Origin of the sequence: Akkermansia muciniphila (assembly GCF_002884975.1) — a bacterium.
Classification (GTDB): Bacteria; Verrucomicrobiota; Verrucomicrobiia; order Verrucomicrobiales; family Akkermansiaceae; genus Akkermansia; species Akkermansia muciniphila_C.
Window position 1 is genome coordinate 564,834 of record NZ_PJKB01000002.1, and the last position, 19,676, is coordinate 584,509.

Below are 19,676 nucleotides of genomic sequence, written 5' to 3' on the forward strand. Positions count from 1 at the left end.
GCATTAATAAAATACCGCCGGGAACGGACGCGGCAAACACGAACAAGCTACCGTTGCTACCTCTCGGTCCTGGCGGGGTTTGCCAGTCGTGCCTCCACGGGTTCCCGGCGGCTCACACAGTAAACTAGGTTTGCCGCGCACTGTCAACCATCAAAGAGATCATCTCCTTTTGCTGAAAGAGAGCAGAATGGAGATGAGCAGAACCACGCCGATGACGGCTGCCGCGGTGAAGAAAATCTCTTCTTCCTGCTTTAACCGGCTCCGTTCCCCTTCTATTTTTCCGTCCCGGACGCGCTGGAGCCCGTGCAGGACCTTGGCCTGCTCCTCTACATCCGCCTCCGTGCGCATGGCGAGCGTTTCCTCATGGCTGACCGCCTGGTCATAAGGGGCGATCAGGGTGCGGAACTGCGGGTCTTCCGAAAGAATCTCCGTTTCATCATACTCTTCCGCCAGCGGGGAGTTCATGGAATCCCGCAGGCTGGCTATCTGCCGGTCCACCTTGTTCTGGAACAGGGTCAGCTCCCTTTTGGCCTTCTCATAGGCTGCCGTCTGTTCACGGACCAGGGCTTCCCCCTTGCGGTTGACGCGGTCCAGTTCCTGCGGGAGGCTGGCCTGGAGCTTGAGCAGGTCCGCCCGGTTCTCCGTCACCTTGAAATCCCTGCTCTTCGTGTTGGAAGCTTCCGCGCGCTGGATGCGGTTGATGTCCAGCCGGGTTTCCACCTGGCGTATCTGCTCTTGAAGCCTGTCCCGGGCGCTGGCGAGCTGCTGGCGGGTGGTGTCCAGTTTGCTCTTGAGTTCCTCCACGTCCGCGGAACGCTGGTCATACTGTTCCAGAAGACGGGCTATCCGGCTTTCCACGGAACGCGCATTGGGCTTTCCCTTATCCGCCGGCAGCGTTTTTTGCCCGGCAGCGGACTGGTCCGCCTTTTCCATCTGGGCGTCCCAGTACTTGCGGATGGCCTCCTCCTTCCGCTGGATGGCCGCCTGAAGCCGTGCGGCCTGCTGCTCATGAAGTTCCGCCGCCTCGTCAAACCGTTCCCGGGCCGCATCCAGTTCCGGGTACGGCTCCTGCTCCATGGCTTTTATGGCTTCATGCTGCGGCGCGAGTCCGGTTTGGTAATAATCCCAGCCGTAATAGCCGCCGGCGAGCAACAGGATAAGAAGGAGATAACGCATAAGTGGAAGGAGGGTAGAGTCAGAAGTTAAACTTATAGTGGAAGTTCCGCCGGAATTTGCAAACTATAAAATCAGCCATCCGGAGCTTTTTCCCTCCGGAGGCGGAATAATGATAAATCCGCGGTCAGGAGCCCGTAAAGTTCTTTGAAGCTATACTTTCAAACCATGTCTATTTTTTCATCACGCAGGCAATTTCTCAAATCCCTGGGGCTGGCGGCCGGAGCGGCTGCCGCCGGAAACGTTCTCCCCGGGCAGGCCCTGGAGATACCTTCCGGTGACAGCCTCTGGCACTCCGGCGCCAAGGCGTCCCCGCGGCCTTCCGGCTCCATGTACATGGGGGGCTTCAAGGCCCCCAAACTGGGCCGCATCAGGCTGGCCTTTATTGGCGTGGGAGGGCGCGGATTCTCCCACCTGGCGCAAATGTGCGTGATGGACGGCGTGGAAATTGTGGGCGTGTGCGATTTAAAGGAAGACCTGACCAAGCGCGGCGTGGACCGCGTGCTGACCAAAATGGGAAAAACGCCGCTGGGTTATTCCGGCGGGGACACGGCATACCTGACCATGCTGAAGGAGCTGAACCCGGACGCCGTCATCATCAGCACGGACTGGAGCACGCATGCGAAAATCGCCTGTGACAGCATGAAGCACGGCGCGCACGCCTTTGTGGAAGTCCCGCTGGCCGTTTCCATGGAAGAACTCTGGAACCTGGTAGACACCAGCGAGGCCACCAGGAAGCACTGCATGATGATGGAAAACGTCAACTACGGGCGGGATGAACTCATGTTCCTGAACATGGTCCGGCAGGGCGTCATCGGCGAGCTGCTCCACGGGGAGGCCGCCTACATCCACTGCCTGGTGACGCAGCTGGGGGATACGCGCGGGGAAGGAGCCTGGAGGCCTGAATACCATACCAGAATCAACGCCAACCTGTACCCCACCCACGGACTGGGCCCGGTGGCGCAGTACATGGGCCTGGCCCGCGGGGAAGACCATTTCAGCCGGGTGGCGGCCTTCGCCTCTCCCGCGCTGGGACGCAACGCGTACGCGAAGAAGCACCTCCCCGCGGACCACCGCTGGAACCGCACCCCCTTCATTTGCGGGGACATGAACACGGCCATCGTCAAGACGCAGCTGGGGCGCACCATCGTCGTCCAGTTGGATGAAACCTCCCCCCGGCCCTATTCCCGCGCCAACCTGATCCAGGGCACGGAGGGAACGCTTGCCGGTTTCCCGACCCGCGTGGCCGGTGAAAAGCTGGGCAACGGCAACTACCATGAATGGATTGAAGGCAGGGAAAAGCTGGCCGCCATTTATGAGAAGTACGACCACCCGCTCTGGAAGCGCATCGGGGATCTGGCCCAGAAAATGGGCGGGCACGGCGGCATGGACTTCGTGATGCTTTCCCGCATCGTGGAATGCTTGCAGAATGGCGAACCGATGGACCAGAACGTTTATGAAGGCGCCGCCTGGTCTTCCCTGCTGCCGCTGACGGCCCATTCCATCGCCCAGGGCGGCATGCCCGTGGAATTCCCGGACTTTACCCGCGGAGACTGGAAAACCACGGCGCCGCTGGCCGTGATTTCCTGAATGGATTCCAGGTCTTGATGAAGTGAAAGGCGCGTTTTCAGGGACGCATAGGCAATAATCCAATTAAAATATTGAAATGAAGTGGTTTTTTTGAAATAAACAATCCTGAACGTTTATTACAGAATAAATGGAAAAAGATAGGATATACTTGTTCCGAACCATACATCCTGTAGGTCAGGGAGGATTTTATACAGAGCGGTTTAAAGAAATTTCATCTCTCAAAAAGAAATCATACAATGTAGTCTATGATTGCGGAAGCGACACTGGAAAAGCCGGAAACGGAATATCCAGGTACGTGCAAAGGGAAATTGATTCTGTCTTTTCCAAGAATGAAAAAATAGATATTGTCTTCATTTCCCATTTGGATAACGACCACATCAATGGCGTGGAGTATTTGATGAGGGAGCATGATGTACGGAATATTTGTATTCCTCTGCTCAATAGTAACGAGAAATTGCTGGCCTTGGTAAAATGCGCTGTTGAAGGCCTCAAGGAAACCTCCTTTGTGTACAAGTTCATTCTTGACCCGGTGGAAAGTGTGAGCGGACTCCCTAAGCCTCCGCGGATTATTTTCGTGAGTCCTCTGGGGGAAAATTTCGAAAACAGAGAAAGATCAATCCTGCCTATTAATCAATTTCCGGATAATTTAAAAACCGGAAACCAGATCGTTTTAGAGAATTCGGAAAGTATAGGAATTCCCCGCCTTCATGGGAAAAGGGGGTATTTCTGGATCTATTTACCTGTGAATCTGGATGGAGCGGAGCTTTCTGAAAAGCTGGAAGGGTATTTAAATGAAGAAAAAATTCCTGTTCCGGCGAATTCGGAGGAAATAAAAATGTTGCTGAAAAAAAGAAGTGCTTTTAAAAAATTAAAAGCATTCTATCAGGCACTTCCGCATGGTGGAATAAACGCTCATTCAATGATGGTATATTCCGGTCCATGCGAAGAAGACAGCTGCCGCCTGGCGGATTTCCGGAGGCTTGCATATGTGGATTGGCCTCCCAGCCTGTATACTCATTTTTATTATGAAAAATTGTATAGATACCCCAAATATTCAGGGTGCATGTATACAGGGGATTTTGCCGTTGATAAGATAAAATGGTCCAGAGTAAAAACATACTGTGCTCCCCTGACCGACCATGTAGGAGTGTTGCAGATACCCCACCATGGTTCCAGGCATAATTATGATCCCTGCATGCTGAAAAGTAATCCGGTTTGCTTTATTTCTGCCGGAAGGTCTAATAAGTACGGGCATCCGGACAGAAGTGTGATGGAGGATGTATTTATGGAAACACAAGCGTTTCCCCTGCTGGTAACAGAGTCCAGGTGGGACCAGGTTAATTTCATTTATGAAATAGAGCCACAGTTTCTTCATTGTCCCCAACGTTTTGGATGGGATAGGTAATCGCAGGGATTCAAGAGAAGAGCTGTTAATTACTGAACTTCCGTCCGGTTTCCGTGCTGAAATATCAGGAATGGTAGCGGGAAAATAAGTTATTTAATTCTTCCGCACTCATGTTCATGAGCCATTGTTCCGGGCCTCCGGAGAACAGGTCGTCCGCCATGCGGCGTTTTTCCGACAGCATGGCGTCAATGCGGTCCTCAATGGTGCCGCGGCAGATCAGGCGGTGCACCAGCACGTTCCGGTGCTGGCCGATGCGGTAGGCCCGGTCCGTGGCCTGGTTTTCCACGGCGGGGTTCCACCAGCGGTCCACATGGATGACGTGGGAGGCCTGGGTGAGCGTCAAGCCGGTTCCGGCGGCTTTCAGGGACAGGATGCAGAAGGGAGGCCCGGATTCCTTCTGGAAGGCGTTTACGATGCCCTGCCGTTCAGGAATGGGGGTGCCCCCGTGCAGCGTGAGTCCGGAACGGCCGAAGACGGAGGAGAGCAGGTCATGCAGGTGGGGGATGATGGAGCGGAACTGGGTGAAGAGGATGGCTTTTTCCTGCCGGGCGGCAATGGAGGCGCACAGTTCCTGAAGGCGCAGGAACTTTCCGGAGCGTTCCGGAGCGTAGTCGTCCGTGCCCTGGAACTGGGCGGGATGGTTGCAAATCTGCTTGAGGCGCGCCAGTACGGGAAGGATCAGCATGAGGCGCGTGGCGGGATCCGGTTCATCCAGCATGGCGTGCAGGGCGTCTATCTGCGTCTGGTACAGGACGGCCTGCTCCGGCGTGAGAGGGCAGTAGGCGGGGATCTCCGTCTTGTCCGGCAGGTCCGGGACCAGAGCCGGGTCCGTCTTCATTCTGCGCAGGATAAAAGGGCGCACCAGGCGGCGCAGCGGGGCATAGCCGCGTTCCAGGGTGCGGGTGAAGGCTTCAAAGCTTTTCCTGTTTCCCAGCAGCCCCGGATTCAGGAATTCCATCAGGCTCCATAGCTCGTTCAGGTTGTTTTCCACAGGCGTGCCGGACAGGGCGGCGCGCCGTTCCCCGTGCAGGGCGCGGATGGCGCGGGAGCGTGCGGAGCCGGCGTTTTTAATGGCCTGGGCTTCATCCAGAATGATGGCGGGGAAATACAGTTCCGCCAGGCTGGGCGTGCGCGCCGCCATGCCGTACGTGGTGATGACGGCGTGGCAGTTTTCCCGGCGCGGGCTTTCTCCCGGCTGCCATGAGTCCGGTGCGGAGGGGTGCATGATGCGCAGCGCGAGTTCCGGAGCGAAGCGTTCCGCTTCTTCCTTCCAGTTGGACAGGAGGGAGGCCGGAGCCACGATCAGTGCCGGGAGGCCGTCCAGCCGTCCTTCCCTGCGCAGGGCATCCAGCCACGCAATGGCCTGGAGGGTTTTTCCCAGTCCCATATCATCCGCCAGGCAGGCGCCGAAGCCGCGTTCCGTGACCCGGTACAGGAAGGAGAAGCCCTCTTTCTGGTAGGGCCGCATCAGTGCGTTCAAATGGGGCGGAAGCGCCGGCACGGATGAGGGAACCTCCCCCGCCAGAATGTCCAGCGCCTGCCGGAGCCCCGTGCCCGGTTCCATCACGCAGTCTTCATCCGGTTCCGGAAGCTGCGCCAGCTGGCCGGAAGGGCCGTTGACAAGCAGTCTCAGCCCCTGCACCAGGGGGATGCCCAGGGAGCTCATCATGCGCGCGGCCTTGTTCCACCGGTCCATCAGGTCCCGGACCTTTTGGGCGTCCACGCGCACCCATTCCCCTTTGAAGCGGATCAGGCCGTCCCCGTTATTAAGCAGTTCTTCCAGTTCCTCCGGGGGCAGGTCCCGGCCTCCCAGCGTGGCGGAGACGGAGAACCTCAGCAGGCTGTGGACGGAAAGGCCGGAGGAGTGGGCCGTTTTTTCTCCGCCGGGAGCATCCGCCGTGACTTTCACCTGCAATTTGGGAGGGGCCTTTTTCCACAAGTTTACCATGCGCACGATGATGCCCGCGCGTTCATACGCCGGAGAGTCCTGAAGGAAGTCCCGCGCCTCCGTGGCGCTCCAGGCCAGCGGGGCATAAATCTTCCCGTTATCCAGCAGGCGCTGGAGCAGGGGGCTTTCCTGCGCCGCTTCCTTCAGCGGCTGGAGCACGGCCAGCAGGGCCGTATGGTTCCCTTCATGAAGTTTCAGGGCGGTGGAGAGGGGAAGATGGCGTGCCTGGTTGTCCGCCGCGCTCTGATGCGCGAAGGTAGCCATGAAGGCAAAGGGGCGGGAGCCCGTGGCGTCATCCCGGTTTTCCGCCAGGTGGAAGAATACCTTGCCGATCTGGTTCCAGGGGGCGCCCAGACCGTTCAGCCAGGCGGCGGGCGTGATGCCGCGGACCGTGATTTCCCTGTTCACCAGCCGCCGGAAGTCCTCAAGCCAGCCTGCGATGACGCCGGGAGTCACGTATTCCGCACCCGGTACGGGAGGGAATTGCTCCGCCAGGGCTGCTCTTTCTGCCGGGGTGCCCAGCAGGTGGTCCAGAACGGTAGCCGCCTCATCCGGTCTTTCCGCGGTGGCATGCGCCATGCGGGTGAGCGCCTGGCGCGCCAGATTCTTGATGAAAAAAGCAGCCGGATCCGGCGCGGTTTCCCAGTTGGACACGGCCAGGGCGTACAGCCCGTTTCCTGTTCCTTCTTCAAACAGGCGGTCGAAGGGGGGGATATCCGTCACAAGAGCCCCGGAGGGAAGAATGCGGAATCCGCTGAAGTTCCGCTCCTCTTCCGGCGCTGCGTGATGGGGGTCCGGCTGCATGGCTGGCGGGAGTGTAGCATGCCCGCGCAGCTTGTTCAATCCATCCTGCCGCACGGGGGCATGCAGTGCCCGTGCCCGTTACAGGGCGAACGTGTTTGTCTTGATGATGGGGAGTTTGGGCGGCGGCGGGTTGAAAAGCTCCTTGATCTGTTTCAGGTAGGTAATCAGGGCATCGCGGACCTTGATGCCGGTCGGTTTGCCATTTCCCCTCTGGGGGAACTTGAAGTTGTTGCACAGGTAGTCCCCCATCGCCACGGTATAGACCACGTTGTTTTTCAGGGTGCTGCTGATGCTTGGCGTAACGCCGTCCATGATCTGGTAGGAAAAACCGGAGCAGTAAATTTCCAGAATGCCGCCCTCATCCTCTGACGGAGACATGAATTTGGTCAGGATCAGCTGTTCAATGTCCGCCTTGCTCATGGAGCAGGTGACGATCTTTTCCCGGAAGGGCTCCATTTCATAAATATCCTTGATCGTAATGGGGCCCTTGCAGAGATGGCTCTTGGCCCGTACGCCGCCGCGGTTGTAAATAGCGATGTCGGAATTGGAGGCCTGCTGGATGGCCTTGCAGAAAATGGTGCCTATGGTGACGTGCGTAAGGTCTTCCCCGGCTACGCCTACCTGCTCCTTGAAGAGCGGGTTTCCGGTGAACTGCTGCACAAGTTTTTCCACTTCCGGGTCGTTGGGTATCTTTTCGTCCAGGCCGACAGCCTTCGTTGATTTGGAGAGGATGGAGACCGGTTTTTCCGTGGAAAAGGTAATTTCCGTAACGCCTGCATGGCTCAGCCTGTGGCCCGTGTGGCTGAGCAGGGTTCCGCTCCTAAGCTGGCCGTTGGGAAGCATGACATGGGTATGGCCACCCAGAATGACGTCGATATTCGGGGAATACTTCATCATTTTCATGTCGTGTTCATAACCAAGGTGGCTCAGGATGACATTGATGGTGTTATGGTGCAGGCGGAACCTGTCCATGATGCCCTTGTAGTCATCTTCATCCGGCAGTTTCCATGAAATGCCTCCCATTCTCCGGACGTCCGTGGTCTGCAAGTCCGCCAGTCCAATGAACCCTACGGAAATGGGAGTGCCCTTGAGAGGTATGCTGGCATAGGGTAAAAAACAATTGGTCAGCGTGGGGGAGGGATTAACGTTGGTAATGACGAACTTGGTGTGCGGCATTCCCTTGATGTGGTCGCGGAGGGCCTCCTGCCCGTAATCCAGGTCATGGTTCCCGACGGTTGCCAGATCAAATCCCAGCTTGTTCATCAGGATGGTGAGGGGTTCGCCGCGTTTTTCCCATTCGTCCACGTAGGGGTTGCCCATGAAATAGTCCCCTGAATCAACCAGGAGGACGTGCGGGTATTTGGCGCGGTATTGTTTTACCAGCGTGGCCAGTTTGGGGAATTTGTCCAGATTGCCGTGAATATCGCTGGTGGAAATAATGATCAGCGTTTTATTGGGGTCCGACTTAAGCTTCTGGGCCAGGGAAAACGGGCACAGGCAGGCCAGACCGGCAAGGATGATGCGTGGCGGAATCATGGACGGAAAAGTAGAGCTGCGGAAAGGATGAGAGGGAGATTAGCGGGCGAAAACCTCATAAGGCCCGTCGCCCACGGAAATGACTTCCAGACGGACCTTGGATACGCCGCGGCTGCGCAGGCCGATGTGGCTTGCGGCGGCCGCGGTGAGGTCAATCAGGCGGTTGCTGTGAAAAGGCCCTCGGTTGTTGATGCGGACGATGGCGGATTTGCCGGTTGCCAGGCAGGTGACTTTCACCTTGCACGGCATCGGCAGGGTGGTGTGGGCCGCTGTCATGGAGCTCTGGGGATTAATGTACTCTCCGGATGAAGTCTTCATGCTGCGGCCTTTCCCTCCGTACCATGAGGCATAGCCGGTTTCACTGTATTTCAGGGCATCAGCTACGCTCATGGGTGTATATCTTTTCCCCCGCACCCGGTAGGGAGCATTTTTTACATGCGCCTCTGCCGCTTGTACGGACGGGGCCGTTTTCCGTGCGCACTTCTCCGTGGTGGAGCAGGCCGGCATCAGAAAAAGCAGCAGGACGGGGATGGACCAATTCACGCTTTTTATCTTTAACACATGTTTATAATCTTGTATAACAAAAAAGAAACAGGAATTGAAATTTAAGGGGTAGGGAGGGTAGAAAGGAATCTTTCGCCCGCTGAGGTTTACCAGTTGAGCGGTGTGGAAAAATGCAGTATGCTTGCCCGCATGAATCCTTCCAAGGTAATTGGCCTGGTCGCGCTGGCGGAGAAACCGGGGCTGGCGGAAGCGCTGCGCATCATGCGCCGTGAGCTTGCCCGCCACGGACTGGGCTCCTGCGTCATTGAAACGCCTGATGCCCTGGAACAATGCATCACCCGGTGCAGTCTGCTGGTGACTTTCGGGGGGGACGGCACCATGCTTACCGTCTCTACCCTGGCGGCCATGCACCATGTGCCCCTGGCGGGGGTGAACCTGGGGCGCCTGGGATTCATGACCACCTGTTCCGTGCAGGAGCTGCCTCTGCTGGCGTATGCGCTCCAGGAGGGGGCCTACCTGACGGATGACCGCTCCATGCTGGAGGTGGTCAAGATGGGGGTGGACGGCTCTCCGGGCCCTCTCCGCAAGCTGGCGCTGAATGAAGTTTCCCTCATCCGCGCCCAGTCCGGCAAGATGGTGGACCTGGATGCGGAGATAGACGGGGAACTGCTGAACCGCTACCATGCGGACGGCGTTCTGGTCTCCACTCCCACCGGTTCCACGGCGTATTCCCTTTCCGCGGGGGGCCCCCTGGTATGGCCCATGTCCCGGGTGGTGTGCGTTACTCCCATCTGTCCGCACAGCCTGACCAACCGCTCCGTGGTGCTTCCGGATACCATGACCATCCGCCTGCGTCCCCGTGAGCGCCGCGGACGCTTTGACTCCATGGTTTATTCCCTGGACGGCCGTTCCGCCTATCCCATTGAAGTGGGGGAAAGCCTCCTGATCCGGAAAGCTCCGGAAACCCTCTCCCTGGTTCATCTCCGGAAGCAGAACTTCGGCGCCCTCCTGAGGGCCAAGCTGCGCTGGCAGGGAGCGGAGATTCCCACGGATGATGAGTAAAACGTTACGGGGGCCCGGAAACGGGAGTCCGGCGGCCTGTTCCCGTAGCGGCGGCTTGCGGGCCGGAGCGCACCTCCATTGGTCGTTCCTCATTGGCGGAGGGGCGGTAAAACGATTTTTTTAGGATGCGGGCTTGACGAAAAGGCCCATCCTATAATACTCTTCCTGCCCTACCACCAAGGGGGTGGTAGATCTTAATCGCATAAACGCGTAAGAAATAGTCATATATGAAGACCCACGTGAAAAAAGGTGATGAAGTAGAAATCATCGCCGGACGTAACCACAAGGGCAAGCGCGGCACCGTTCTCGCCGTAAATGCTTCCAAAGGTACTGTCATCGTAGAAGGCGTCCGCACCCTGAAAAAGGCTGTGCGCCCGACCGAACAGAACCCGGAAGGCGGCATTCAGGAGATTAACGGCCCGATTCACATCTCCAACGTGAAAAAAGTAGGCTAGGCCTCCGGCCTGACCCTGCGCTTAAGCCATACCAATCATTAATAAAGAGCTGACCCGCTAAAACAATGAGTACACCAACACTGCAAACATACTACCGTGAAAAGGTCGTTCCCGGCCTTCAAGCGAAGCATGCATACAAGAACGTGCATCAGATTCCCCGCCTGGAGAAGATTGTTGTCACCTCCTGCATGGGCAAGCACCCGGACCGCAAACAGGCCGTGGAAGATGCCGTTAACGAAATTGCCAAAATCACCGGACAGAAGCCGTCCACTACCTTTGCCCGCAAGAGCGTGGCTAACTTCAAGGTGCGTGAAGGCGAACCTCTGGGAGCCCGCGTAACGCTGCGCGGCACCCGCATGTGGGAATTCCTGGACCGCTTCATCAACGTTACGGCTCCGAACATCCGCGACTTCCGCGGCCTTCCCTACAAGTCCTTTGACGGCAACGGGAACTATGCTATCGGTATCTCTGACCAGTCCATCTTCCCCGAAATCGAACTTGACCAGATCAAGCGTCAGATCGGCTTCGACATCATTTTCGTGACCACCGCTCCTACGGACGATGAAGGCCGCGACCTGCTCCGCGCCCTGGGCGTTCCCATGCGCGAACCGAAGAAGGCCGAAGAAACTCAACCCGCTAACGCCTAACTATTTCTTACCATGGCCGTATTAAGTGACCCCATTTCTGACTTCCTCACCCGCCTGAAAAACGCCAGCCTGGCCGGCAACGAGGAATTTACCGCTCCCTGCTCCAACATCAAGGTGGAAATCGCCCGGATTCTGCAGGAAGAAGGCTACATCTGGAACTATGAAGTGACCGGTGAAGGCACCAAGAAGCAAATCAAGGTGAAGACCAAGTTTACCTCCCAGGGCAAGCCGGTCGTTACCGAAGTGAAGCGCAGCTCCAAGCCGGGCCGCCGTCAGTACGTTTCTTCCGAGGACATTCCCCGCGTTCTCAGTGGGCTTGGCATTGCCATCGTCTCCACCTCCCGTGGTGTGATGACTGGTGCGCAGGCGCGCAAGCAGAGCATCGGTGGCGAACTTCTCGCCCTTGTCTGGTAACCATTAACATTTCCTAAACATATGTCCCGAGTTGGTAAAAAATCCATCACATTGCCGGACAAGGTAACGGTAAAGGTTAACGGCTCTTCCGTTCAGGTGGAAGGCCCCAAAGGCAAGCTTTCCTGGACTCTCCCGGAAGGCATCACCGCCACCGTTGAAGGCAATCAGCTGTCTGTTGACCGCGCTGGCGAAAGCCGCCAGCTTCGCGCCCTGCACGGCACGAACCGTTCCCTGTTGAACAACATGGTCATCGGCGTTTCCGAAGGCTTCGTCAAGAACCTTGAAATCATTGGCGTCGGTTTCCGCGCCGCTGTAAAAGGCAACATCCTGGACCTGAACCTGGGCAAGTCCCATCCGATCAACCAGGTGATTCCCGAAGGCCTCAAGGTGACCGTGACGGAAAACACGAAAGTGACGGTTGAAGGCGTTGACAAGCAGGTCGTAGGCCAGTTTGCCGCTGAAGTCCGCGCGTACTATCCCCCGGAACCCTACAAGGGCAAGGGCGTGCGCTTTGCCGGTGAAGTTATCCGCCGCAAGGAAGGCAAGAGCGTCGGTAAGTAATTCAGGTAATAACTATTACAACATATTTATACACGATGAGTACTATCAATCGCAAAGCCACCCGCGCCAAGGTTCGCCGCCGCATCCGCAGAAAGCTCTCCGGAACGGCTGCCCGTCCCCGCCTGGCTGTCTATTTCTCCAACCGTCACGTCTATGCCCAGATCATCGACGACACGGTGGGCAAGACCATCTGCTCCGCTTCCACGGCCGATGCCTCCATCGCCGATCCTTCCAAGCTTGCCAACTGCGCTACCGCCACCAAGGTGGGTAACCTGATTGGTGAACGTGCGAAGGCCGCCAACGTCACTGAAGTCGTCTTCGACCGCGGTGGTTTCAAGTTCTGCGGCAAGGTAAAGGCCCTGGCCGATGCCGCCCGTGAAACTGGTTTGAAATTCTAATTGAAAGATTCCCTTAAATGAATAACGAAACGGAAAACACTGCTCCTGCTACGGAAGCCGCCGCTCCCGCCCAAGCGCAGCAACCCGCACCGGGCGGCCGCGACTTCCGCGGACCCCGCGGACCCCGCCGTGACGGCCAGAATGGCCGCGGACCCCGTGGTCCCCGCCGTGACGGCCGCCGTGGCCCCCAGGCTGAAGCTCCCGTGGAAGAAGGCCCCCAGCTGGCTGAAAAGGTTGTGTTCATCAACCGTTGCGCCAAGGTCGTCAAAGGCGGCCGCCGCTTCTCCTTCTCCGCCCTCGTCGTGAGCGGCGACATGGAAGGCCGCGTAGGCTTCGGCTTCGGCAAGGCCAATGAAGTGGCAGACGCCATCCGCAAGGCTACGGAATCCGCCAAGCGCCAGCTTCGCCCGGTTTCCATCGCCAACGGCACGATTCCGCATGAAGTCTACTCCGAATTCGGTGGTGGCAAGGTTCTTCTGAAGCCTGCCTCCCCCGGTACCGGCCTCATTGCCGGCAACACCATCCGTGCCGTGCTGGAAGCAGCCGGCGTGCGTGACATCGTTGCCAAATCCCTCGGTTCCTCCAACCATGCCAACGTGGTGAAGGCTACCCTGCAGGCGCTCGCTTCCCTGCGTACGAGCGACCAGGTTCTTGCCGACCGCGGCAAGAAGAAGGAAAAGGCCATCTAATCTGAAAGGAGGCGGCTGCCCGGTGCCGCCGCCTCCACGAAATCCAACCATTGTAAATAACATGTTACAGCTTCATACGATTAAGCCCAATCCCGGAGCCAAGCACCGCAAGAAGCGCCTCGGCAACGGGGAAAGCTCCGGTCTCGGCAAGACCTGCGGCAAAGGCAACAAGGGCCAGAAAGCCCGTTCCGGCGGCACCATCCGTCCGGGGTTTGAAGGCGGCCAGATGCCCCTTCACCGCCGTCTGCCCAAGAAGGGGTTCAACAACACCCGCTTCCAGGACAAAATCCTCATCGTCAACCTCTCCCAGCTCGAACGCGTGTTTGAAGCCGGCGCTACGGTTGATGAAAACACCCTGCGTGCAGCCAAGCTTGTTCAAGGTCCCTGTGACGCCGTGAAACTTCTCGGCAACGGCACCCTGACCAAGAGCCTGAACGTAGTCGTGGACTTCGTGAGCGCCAGCGCCCGCGAAAAGGTGACCCAGGCCGGTGGCACCGTCACCGTGCTCAGCGAAGCCTAATCACATTTGGCGAACCGGGTCATGCAGCTTGACCCGGTTCGCATCATTGTGTTTACTGTTGCGGTTCCCATGGATGCCCCGGGTACAAGCCGCCGACAGGCAAGCCAAGCTGCGCGCCAACTTTTATAATACAGGACTATGATATCCGCATTTGCAAACTCCATGAAAGTACCGGAGCTCAGGCACCGGATTTTGTTCACACTGGCGATGATCGTCGTCGTCCGCCTGGGGGTACAGATCCCCCTGCCGGGCATTGACGTCATGGAGCTGCAGAAAGTGATTGAAGCCTCCGCGAACGCCAGCGGTCCCGGAGCGGGCCTGGCTACCGTGCTCACCATCTTTTCCGGCGGCGGTCTCCAGCAGTGCGGCATCTTTGCCTTGGGCATCATGCCCTACATCTCCGCTTCCATCATGACCCAGCTCCTTTCCGCAGTGGTCCCGCAGTGGGCCAAGATGGTGCGGGAGGAAGGCGGCCGCCAGAAGATGACCAAATGGACGCGCGCCATTGCCATCGTCATCGCCATCGTGCAGGGCTGGTTCCTGGTCGGCACGCTGGAACATCCGGACCGTCTGAAAGCCGTGGGCCTCAACATACCTCCGGACTGCCAGCTTGTCATTGATCCCGGCATGCAGTTTGCCCTGATGACGGTGCTCATCATGGTGGCGGGCACCATGTTCCTGATGTGGATCGGTGACCAGATTACGGAGCGCGGCGTCGGCAACGGCGTGTCCCTCATCATTTCCGTCAACATTATCCACGCCCTTCCGGGTGCGGTGACCCTGGCCTGGAAAACGCTGGTATACAAGGACGGCGCAGTCGTTCCCATGGGCGCCATGCTGCTTGTGGCCCTGATCGCCTTCCTGATTATCGTGGTGGCGCTCGTCGTCACGGTGACGCAGGCCCAGCGGCGCATACCCGTGCAGTACGCCAAACGGGTCATGGGCAACAAAATGTTCAATGGAGCTACGCAATACCTGCCGCTCAAGCTTAACTACTCCGGCGTGATGCCCGTCATTTTCGCCACGGCTATCCTCTCCCTGCCGCAGGTGCTCTTCTCCCAGATCGCCCACTATAACACCACGCTGCAATGGATCGCCACCAAGATGAATGACTGGATGAACCCCGCTTCCTCCGGCTACTACATCATCTCCGGCCTCATGATCTTCTTCTTCTCCTACTTCTGGGTGGCTACCATGTTCCAGCCCTCCCAGATCGCTGAAGACCTGAAGCGCAACGGCGGCTACATTCCCGGCATCCGCCCCGGCCCCCCCACCGCCCTGTTCCTGGACCAGACCATGCAGAGGCTGACCTTTGCCGGTTCCGCGTTCCTGACCCTCATTTACTTCCTGCCCTCCCTGCTGAACATCGGCGGCAGCATCCCCTACCTGGTTACCCAGTTCTTCGGGGGCACCAGCCTTCTGATCCTGGTCGGCGTGCTGCTTGACATGATGCGCCAGGTGGAGACCACTCTTCTCTCCCGCAACTACGACGGCTTCCTGAAGAAAGGCAAGCTTAAGGGCAAATACAGCCACATCCAGGGCACCGGCGCCGCCGCAGGCAGCCGCACGGTCACCGTCATGTGGATCGTCATCGCCCTGCTTGTGCTGGCCGGAGCCATCGCCTACAACGCCATGCAGTAAGGAACTCCATCCCCTTCTTCTGAAAGTAAAGACATGAAGGAACTCAAGCATTTCATTCTGGTTGGGCCTCCCGCATCCGGCAAAGGAACCCAGGGCCGGTTTCTGGCTGATACTTTCAACCTGAACTCCCTGAGCACCGGTTCCCTGCTGCGGCGGGAAGTGGAATCCTGCACGGAGCTGGGCCGGAAGGCCCTGGGCTATATGGACAAGGCCATGCTGGTTCCGGACGAAATCGTCAATGACATGGTGCGCGGCTGGCTCTCGGAAATGGACAATGACGCGTGGCTGCTGGACGGTTATCCCCGGACGGTGGCTCAGGCGGAAGCCCTGGATCACTTTCTGACCCAGCGTGGAACATCCGTGGACGTAGTCGTCTGGATGGACGTATCCAAGGAACTTATTGAAGAACGCATCATGCACCGCCGGGAATGCTCCACATGCGGCTATGTGGTGCAGACGTCGGAAGAAGAATGCTCCAAATGCGGTGGTAAAATGGTCTCCCGCAAGGATGATAACCTGGAAGCCTTCGCGCGCCGCTGGAAAGACTTTGAAGCCATGACGCTGCCCGTAGCCAGGTACTACGAAGCCCGCGGCCTGGTGGTTAAAATGACCGTGACCGAGGAACGGGAACCGGCGGAGGTTTCCCGGGAACTGGCCCGCAAGCTGGAAGAATACCGGCAATAGAAAAAAGAATCCCATGGCTGAACGAATCCACATCAAGTCTCCCGGTGAAGTTGCCAAGATGCAGAAGGCCGGAGCTGTAACGGCGGAAATCTTGATGGAGATCGGAGCCGAGGTCCAGGCGGGCCGCACCACGCGTGAAATAGACGACATAGCGCGTGAAATTTTCAAAAAGCACAAGGTTGGCAACTCCTTTTACCAGTATCGCGGGTTTCCCGGCCAACTCTGCATTTCCATCAATGAGGAAGTAGTGCACGGTAGCGGCGGTCCGCGCCGCATCCAGAACGGGGACATTGTCAGCCTGGACGTGGGCGCCATTGTGGACGGCTGGCATGGGGACAACGCCATGACCGTTCCGGTTGGCATGGTGGACCCGGAAAAGCTGCGGCTGCTGGCTGTAACGGAGGAATCCCTGTTCCGCGCCATTGAACTGGTGAGGCCCGGGGCCTTGCTGGCGGACGTCTGCGCGGCCGTGGAAGGTTTTGTGCGCCCCCGCGGGTATACCGTGGTCAGGGACTTTGTAGGGCACGGCATAGGCCGCCATCTGCATGAAGAACCCCAAATCCCCAACTACCGTCCGCATTACAAGCTTCCCCGCCTGAAAAAGGGCATGGCGCTGGCTATTGAACCCATGGTGAATGCCGGAAGGCCGTCTGTTAAAATCCTGGATGACGGCTGGACGGTCATCACGGCGGACGGCAAGCCTTCCGCCCACTTTGAGCACACGGTCATCGTAACGGACGGGGAACCGTTGATTACGACGGCGCGTCCGCGCATCGCTCTGCCGGAACAGCTCGGAATTGCTCCTTTATAACCACCTCCACCCCCCCCAAGGGAATGACGCCGCCGGACGCCCATGTTCCCGATCCCGTGATCCTGGAGAAAACGGCCACCCGCCGGATGGTCTGGGTGGATGTAGCCCGGGTGATCGCGTGCATTCTGATCATCGCCAATCACATGGCTTTCTATTCGGCGGAGCTGTACCGGTGGATATGGGCGGAATTCCTGGCTGCGCGCACCCCCTTCTTCCTGCTGGCGGCGGGTTACTTTGTAGGGAGGGGCGCATTCGGGCCACTGGACGGCAGCCTCTTTCTGTGGAAGCGCAGCTGGTTTCTATTCCGTCCGTATCTGGTATGGGGCCTGGCGGCGGCCGTCCTGATCGGCTGGTCCCCCCTGCATGAATATTACGCGTCCTACCAGCCCATGTATGCCTGGCTGAAGGGAGAGCCGGGCAGCGGCTTCTGGCCCGCTCTGGCGGCGTTCGGCCGCGCCCTGGGCATTGCCGGGCATCCGGTGGACGCACCCATGTGGTTCCTGCGGGACATCATCATTTATACCGCTGTGGCGCCCCTCCTGCACCGGCTGGGGAACTACCTGCTCTGGGTGGGCATCATCATGCTGTCCCTGAACTACTTTGCTCTGGATCTGGCGGACCATGACTACCCCATCGCCAACAGCCTGGGCTTTTTCCTGCTGGGGATGTACATCTCCCGTTACTCCCTCCCGTTCCTGACGGAATCCGTGCGCCGGTACGCGGTGCCGTTCCTGCTCGCCACGCTTGCGCTCACCTGGTGGCTGGTGGGTCACCGGGAGCAGCATAACTCCATGCTCATTGCGCTGGGGATGCTGGGGCTGATGTCCCTGGCCATCCTGTTCACGGAATGGTTTCCGCGGGCGGCCAAATGGGTGGCGGGACTGGCCCCGGCATGCTTCTTCATCTTCGGCACGCACTACATCGTCATCATCCTGCTGCGTGAAAGCGGGTGGATTACGTGGAGGGGGGAGGCCTGGGACGTCCTGTGGCTCTGCCTGGTGCCTGTCATCTTTGCCCTGCTGGCGGGGCTCTTTTTCTGCATGAAAAGGTTTGCCCCGCGCCTGGTCCCCCTGCTGGGAGCTTACGGAAAATAGCCGCTCTGCAAGGCCGTTCCGCCGGACCGGAAAAGGAGCCGCGCTTATCTCTTGCCGTCAAAAGGCAAATTCCTTATTCTGCCCCTTGCTGGAATGGGCGGGGATGGCGTTTTTGTCACGCTCCCGTTCTTGCCCCACGGCTGGGAAACAACACATGGTATGGCGATGATTCAAGGCGAACAGGCTCAGGATTCGGAATTAACAACGCAGGCGGTGATCTACCTGGGGCCGAGCTCCATGAGCCTGCTGGTGGCTGAGGTGGTTCAGGACAGGATCCGCATGCTGGACTTCCTCCAGCAGCCCGTGCCCATGGCGCGGGACATCTTCCGTTTTCACCGCATCTCCCGGCACACCATGGACCGCTGCGTGCAGATCATCGGGGACTATCTGGAAATCCTCAAGGAATACGGAACCGGCAGCAAGCTCTCCGTCCGCCTCATGATCTCCAACATCATTTCAGAGGCGGACAATGTGGACGTCTTCGTCAACCGCATGCACGTGGCCCACGGCCTGCGCGGGCGCCGCATTGACGACGGCAAGATGACGCGCCTCATTTACGTGAAAGTGCAGGAGACGCTGGCGCAGTACCCCGGCTTCAACAAGAAAAAAGTGCTTGTGGTCCACACGGGGCCGGGCAATACCCGCGTGCTCCTGTTCCAGAAAGGGCGCATTGTGCGCTATTCCTGCTACCGGCTGGGGACGCACCGCACGGGTGAAGCCGTGGGGGAAATTGAATATGGGGATGATGTGACGGAACTCTCCCTGCTGCGGGAGCACATGCGCGGGCAGGTGGACCAGATCTGCCTGGATTACGGCGGCGTCAAGGGCCTGGCGGGCCTGATCGTCATCGGCCAGGAAATGCAGCAGCTGCGCGATCGCCTGGACCCTACGCCGGAAGGCAAGGTGGCGTGTTCCGCCCTGGTGGCGGAAGCGGAAAGGATGTCCCGCACCACCCTGGAGCAGCGCATGAATGTTTACGGGGCGGACTTTGCCGGGGTGGATTCCCTGCTCCCCGCCGTGCTGATGACGGAAATGATCGCCCGCAGCCTGCACCTGAATGACGTGATCATTCCAGGGAGCGGCTATGACGAGGAATTCTCAAGCAGCCTGATCCAGGCGGAGCAGCACCCGGGAGACCTGGAGGCGGAAGTGCTCCACTTTGCCGGCATTTTGGCGGACAGGTACAAGGCGGACAAGGGCCACCGCGAACATGTGGCTCTCCTGTGCATGGAAATGTTTGACCAGCTCCAGGACCTGCACCGCCTTTCCGAACATGACCGGCTGCTGCTGGAGGTGGCCTCCATCCTGCATGAGGTGGGGTCTTTCATCAGCCAGCAGGACCACCAGCTCCATTCCCAGTACATCATCCTGAACAGTGAAATCTTCGGCCTTTCCCGGGACGACGTGGAAACCATCGCCCTGCTGGCCCGCTACCACCGCCATGAGGTCCCTGCCAATTCCGATCCCATGTACGGGGAGCTGGAGCTGACGGACCGCATGCGCGTGGCCAAGATGGCCTCCATTCTGCGCGTGGCGGACGCCCTGGAACGCGGCCATGCCCAGCGCGTGAACGGCGTCAGGGCGCATATCCGCGGACGGACGCTGGAGCTGGAGCTCCAGGGCGTGCGGGAAACCGCCGTGGAAGACCTGGCCCTGAGGCTGAAGGGTGACCTCTTTGCGGACATCTTCGGTTATGACGTCGTGCTGGTGCCCCAGCGGTAGCTGATTCAACAAACTCCC

At 58.6% G+C, this 19,676-nt stretch carries 19 protein-coding genes and 1 other RNA gene; 15 read left to right on the forward strand and 5 right to left on the reverse strand.

The features are described from left to right. Positions 1–14: 14 nt before the first annotated feature. Positions 15–108: signal recognition particle sRNA small type (gene ffs / locus CXU21_RS08475), an RNA gene on the reverse strand. A gap of 51 nt (positions 109–159) precedes the next feature. Further along, positions 160–1,176 carry a hypothetical protein gene (locus tag CXU21_RS08480; RefSeq protein ID WP_102725729.1) on the reverse strand — a complete coding sequence of 339 codons (1,017 nt, stop codon included), beginning with the start codon at positions 1,174–1,176 and terminating at the stop codon, positions 160–162. A gap of 165 nt (positions 1,177–1,341) precedes the next feature. On the opposite strand from CXU21_RS08480, the gene CXU21_RS08485 reads away from it, so the two are divergent. Continuing rightward, entirely contained in the window at positions 1,342–2,763 is a 1,422-nt protein-coding gene (locus tag CXU21_RS08485; RefSeq protein WP_102725730.1) for a Gfo/Idh/MocA family protein, read from the forward strand. Positions 2,764–2,890: 127 nt separating this feature from the next. Then, positions 2,891–4,168 (forward strand): MBL fold metallo-hydrolase, encoded by a 1,278-nt coding sequence (locus CXU21_RS08490; protein WP_102725731.1) that lies wholly within the window; start codon positions 2,891–2,893, stop codon positions 4,166–4,168. Positions 4,169–4,232: 64 nt separating this feature from the next. Here CXU21_RS08490 and CXU21_RS08495 read toward each other — a convergent pair whose 3' ends face one another. From CXU21_RS08495 to CXU21_RS12395, 3 genes are all read right to left on the reverse strand, one after another. After that, positions 4,233–6,920 carry a DEAD/DEAH box helicase gene (locus CXU21_RS08495; RefSeq protein ID WP_102725732.1) on the reverse strand — a complete coding sequence of 896 codons (2,688 nt, stop codon included), beginning with the start codon at positions 6,918–6,920 and terminating at the stop codon, positions 4,233–4,235. 78 nt (positions 6,921–6,998) lie between these two features. After that, on the reverse strand, positions 6,999–8,456 hold the full coding sequence (locus tag CXU21_RS08500; RefSeq protein ID WP_102714961.1) for a bifunctional metallophosphatase/5'-nucleotidase: 1,458 nt from the start codon (positions 8,454–8,456) through the stop codon (positions 6,999–7,001). A gap of 39 nt (positions 8,457–8,495) precedes the next feature. After that, complete coding sequence (locus tag CXU21_RS12395) at positions 8,496–8,846, reverse strand: septal ring lytic transglycosylase RlpA family protein (RefSeq protein ID WP_180972738.1); 351 nt, start codon at positions 8,844–8,846, stop codon at positions 8,496–8,498. Positions 8,847–9,149: 303 nt separating this feature from the next. Here CXU21_RS12395 and CXU21_RS08510 point away from each other — a divergent pair, with 303 nt between their 5' ends. The 13 genes from CXU21_RS08510 (at position 9,150) to CXU21_RS08570 (ending at position 19,658) form a co-directional block, all read left to right on the forward strand. Beyond that, on the forward strand, positions 9,150–10,022 hold the full coding sequence (locus tag CXU21_RS08510) for an NAD(+)/NADH kinase (protein WP_180972739.1): 873 nt from the start codon (positions 9,150–9,152) through the stop codon (positions 10,020–10,022). 227 nt (positions 10,023–10,249) lie between these two features. Then, positions 10,250–10,477 (forward strand): 50S ribosomal protein L24, encoded by a 228-nt coding sequence (gene rplX, locus CXU21_RS08515; RefSeq protein WP_022396872.1) that lies wholly within the window; start codon positions 10,250–10,252, stop codon positions 10,475–10,477. Positions 10,478–10,542: 65 nt separating this feature from the next. Further along, entirely contained in the window at positions 10,543–11,124 is a 582-nt protein-coding gene (gene rplE, locus CXU21_RS08520; RefSeq protein WP_102714965.1) for a 50S ribosomal protein L5, read from the forward strand. A gap of 12 nt (positions 11,125–11,136) precedes the next feature. Beyond that, positions 11,137–11,538, forward strand: coding sequence for a 30S ribosomal protein S8 (gene rpsH / locus CXU21_RS08525; RefSeq protein ID WP_102714967.1), 402 nt, complete (start codon positions 11,137–11,139; stop codon positions 11,536–11,538). Positions 11,539–11,559: 21 nt separating this feature from the next. Beyond that, positions 11,560–12,099 (forward strand): 50S ribosomal protein L6, encoded by a 540-nt coding sequence (gene rplF / locus CXU21_RS08530; RefSeq protein ID WP_102714969.1) that lies wholly within the window; start codon positions 11,560–11,562, stop codon positions 12,097–12,099. Between the two features lie 35 nt (positions 12,100–12,134). Further along, the gene (gene rplR, locus CXU21_RS08535; protein ID WP_102714971.1) at positions 12,135–12,497 is read left to right on the forward strand and encodes a 50S ribosomal protein L18; all 363 of its coding nucleotides are present in this window, start codon (positions 12,135–12,137) and stop codon (positions 12,495–12,497) included. Between the two features lie 17 nt (positions 12,498–12,514). Further along, positions 12,515–13,186: a 30S ribosomal protein S5 gene (rpsE, locus tag CXU21_RS08540; protein ID WP_102725734.1), complete on the forward strand. Its 672-nt coding sequence runs from the start codon at positions 12,515–12,517 to the stop codon at positions 13,184–13,186. A 61-nt stretch (positions 13,187–13,247) separates the two neighbouring features. After that, positions 13,248–13,706, forward strand: a complete 459-nt coding sequence (rplO, locus tag CXU21_RS08545) for a 50S ribosomal protein L15 (protein WP_102714975.1) — start codon at positions 13,248–13,250, stop codon at positions 13,704–13,706. A 162-nt stretch (positions 13,707–13,868) separates the two neighbouring features. Beyond that, positions 13,869–15,347 (forward strand): preprotein translocase subunit SecY, encoded by a 1,479-nt coding sequence (gene secY, locus CXU21_RS08550; RefSeq protein WP_251841450.1) that lies wholly within the window; start codon positions 13,869–13,871, stop codon positions 15,345–15,347. Positions 15,348–15,380: 33 nt separating this feature from the next. Then, the gene (locus CXU21_RS08555; protein WP_102714979.1) at positions 15,381–16,031 is read left to right on the forward strand and encodes an adenylate kinase family protein; all 651 of its coding nucleotides are present in this window, start codon (positions 15,381–15,383) and stop codon (positions 16,029–16,031) included. Positions 16,032–16,044: 13 nt separating this feature from the next. Further along, positions 16,045–16,842 carry a type I methionyl aminopeptidase gene (gene map / locus CXU21_RS08560; protein WP_102714981.1) on the forward strand — a complete coding sequence of 266 codons (798 nt, stop codon included), beginning with the start codon at positions 16,045–16,047 and terminating at the stop codon, positions 16,840–16,842. A 23-nt stretch (positions 16,843–16,865) separates the two neighbouring features. After that, on the forward strand, positions 16,866–17,936 hold the full coding sequence (locus tag CXU21_RS08565) for an acyltransferase family protein (protein WP_102725735.1): 1,071 nt from the start codon (positions 16,866–16,868) through the stop codon (positions 17,934–17,936). Positions 17,937–18,095: 159 nt separating this feature from the next. Then, positions 18,096–19,658 carry an HD domain-containing protein gene (locus tag CXU21_RS08570; RefSeq protein ID WP_180972740.1) on the forward strand — a complete coding sequence of 521 codons (1,563 nt, stop codon included), beginning with the start codon at positions 18,096–18,098 and terminating at the stop codon, positions 19,656–19,658. Positions 19,659–19,676: the final 18 nt, after the last annotated feature.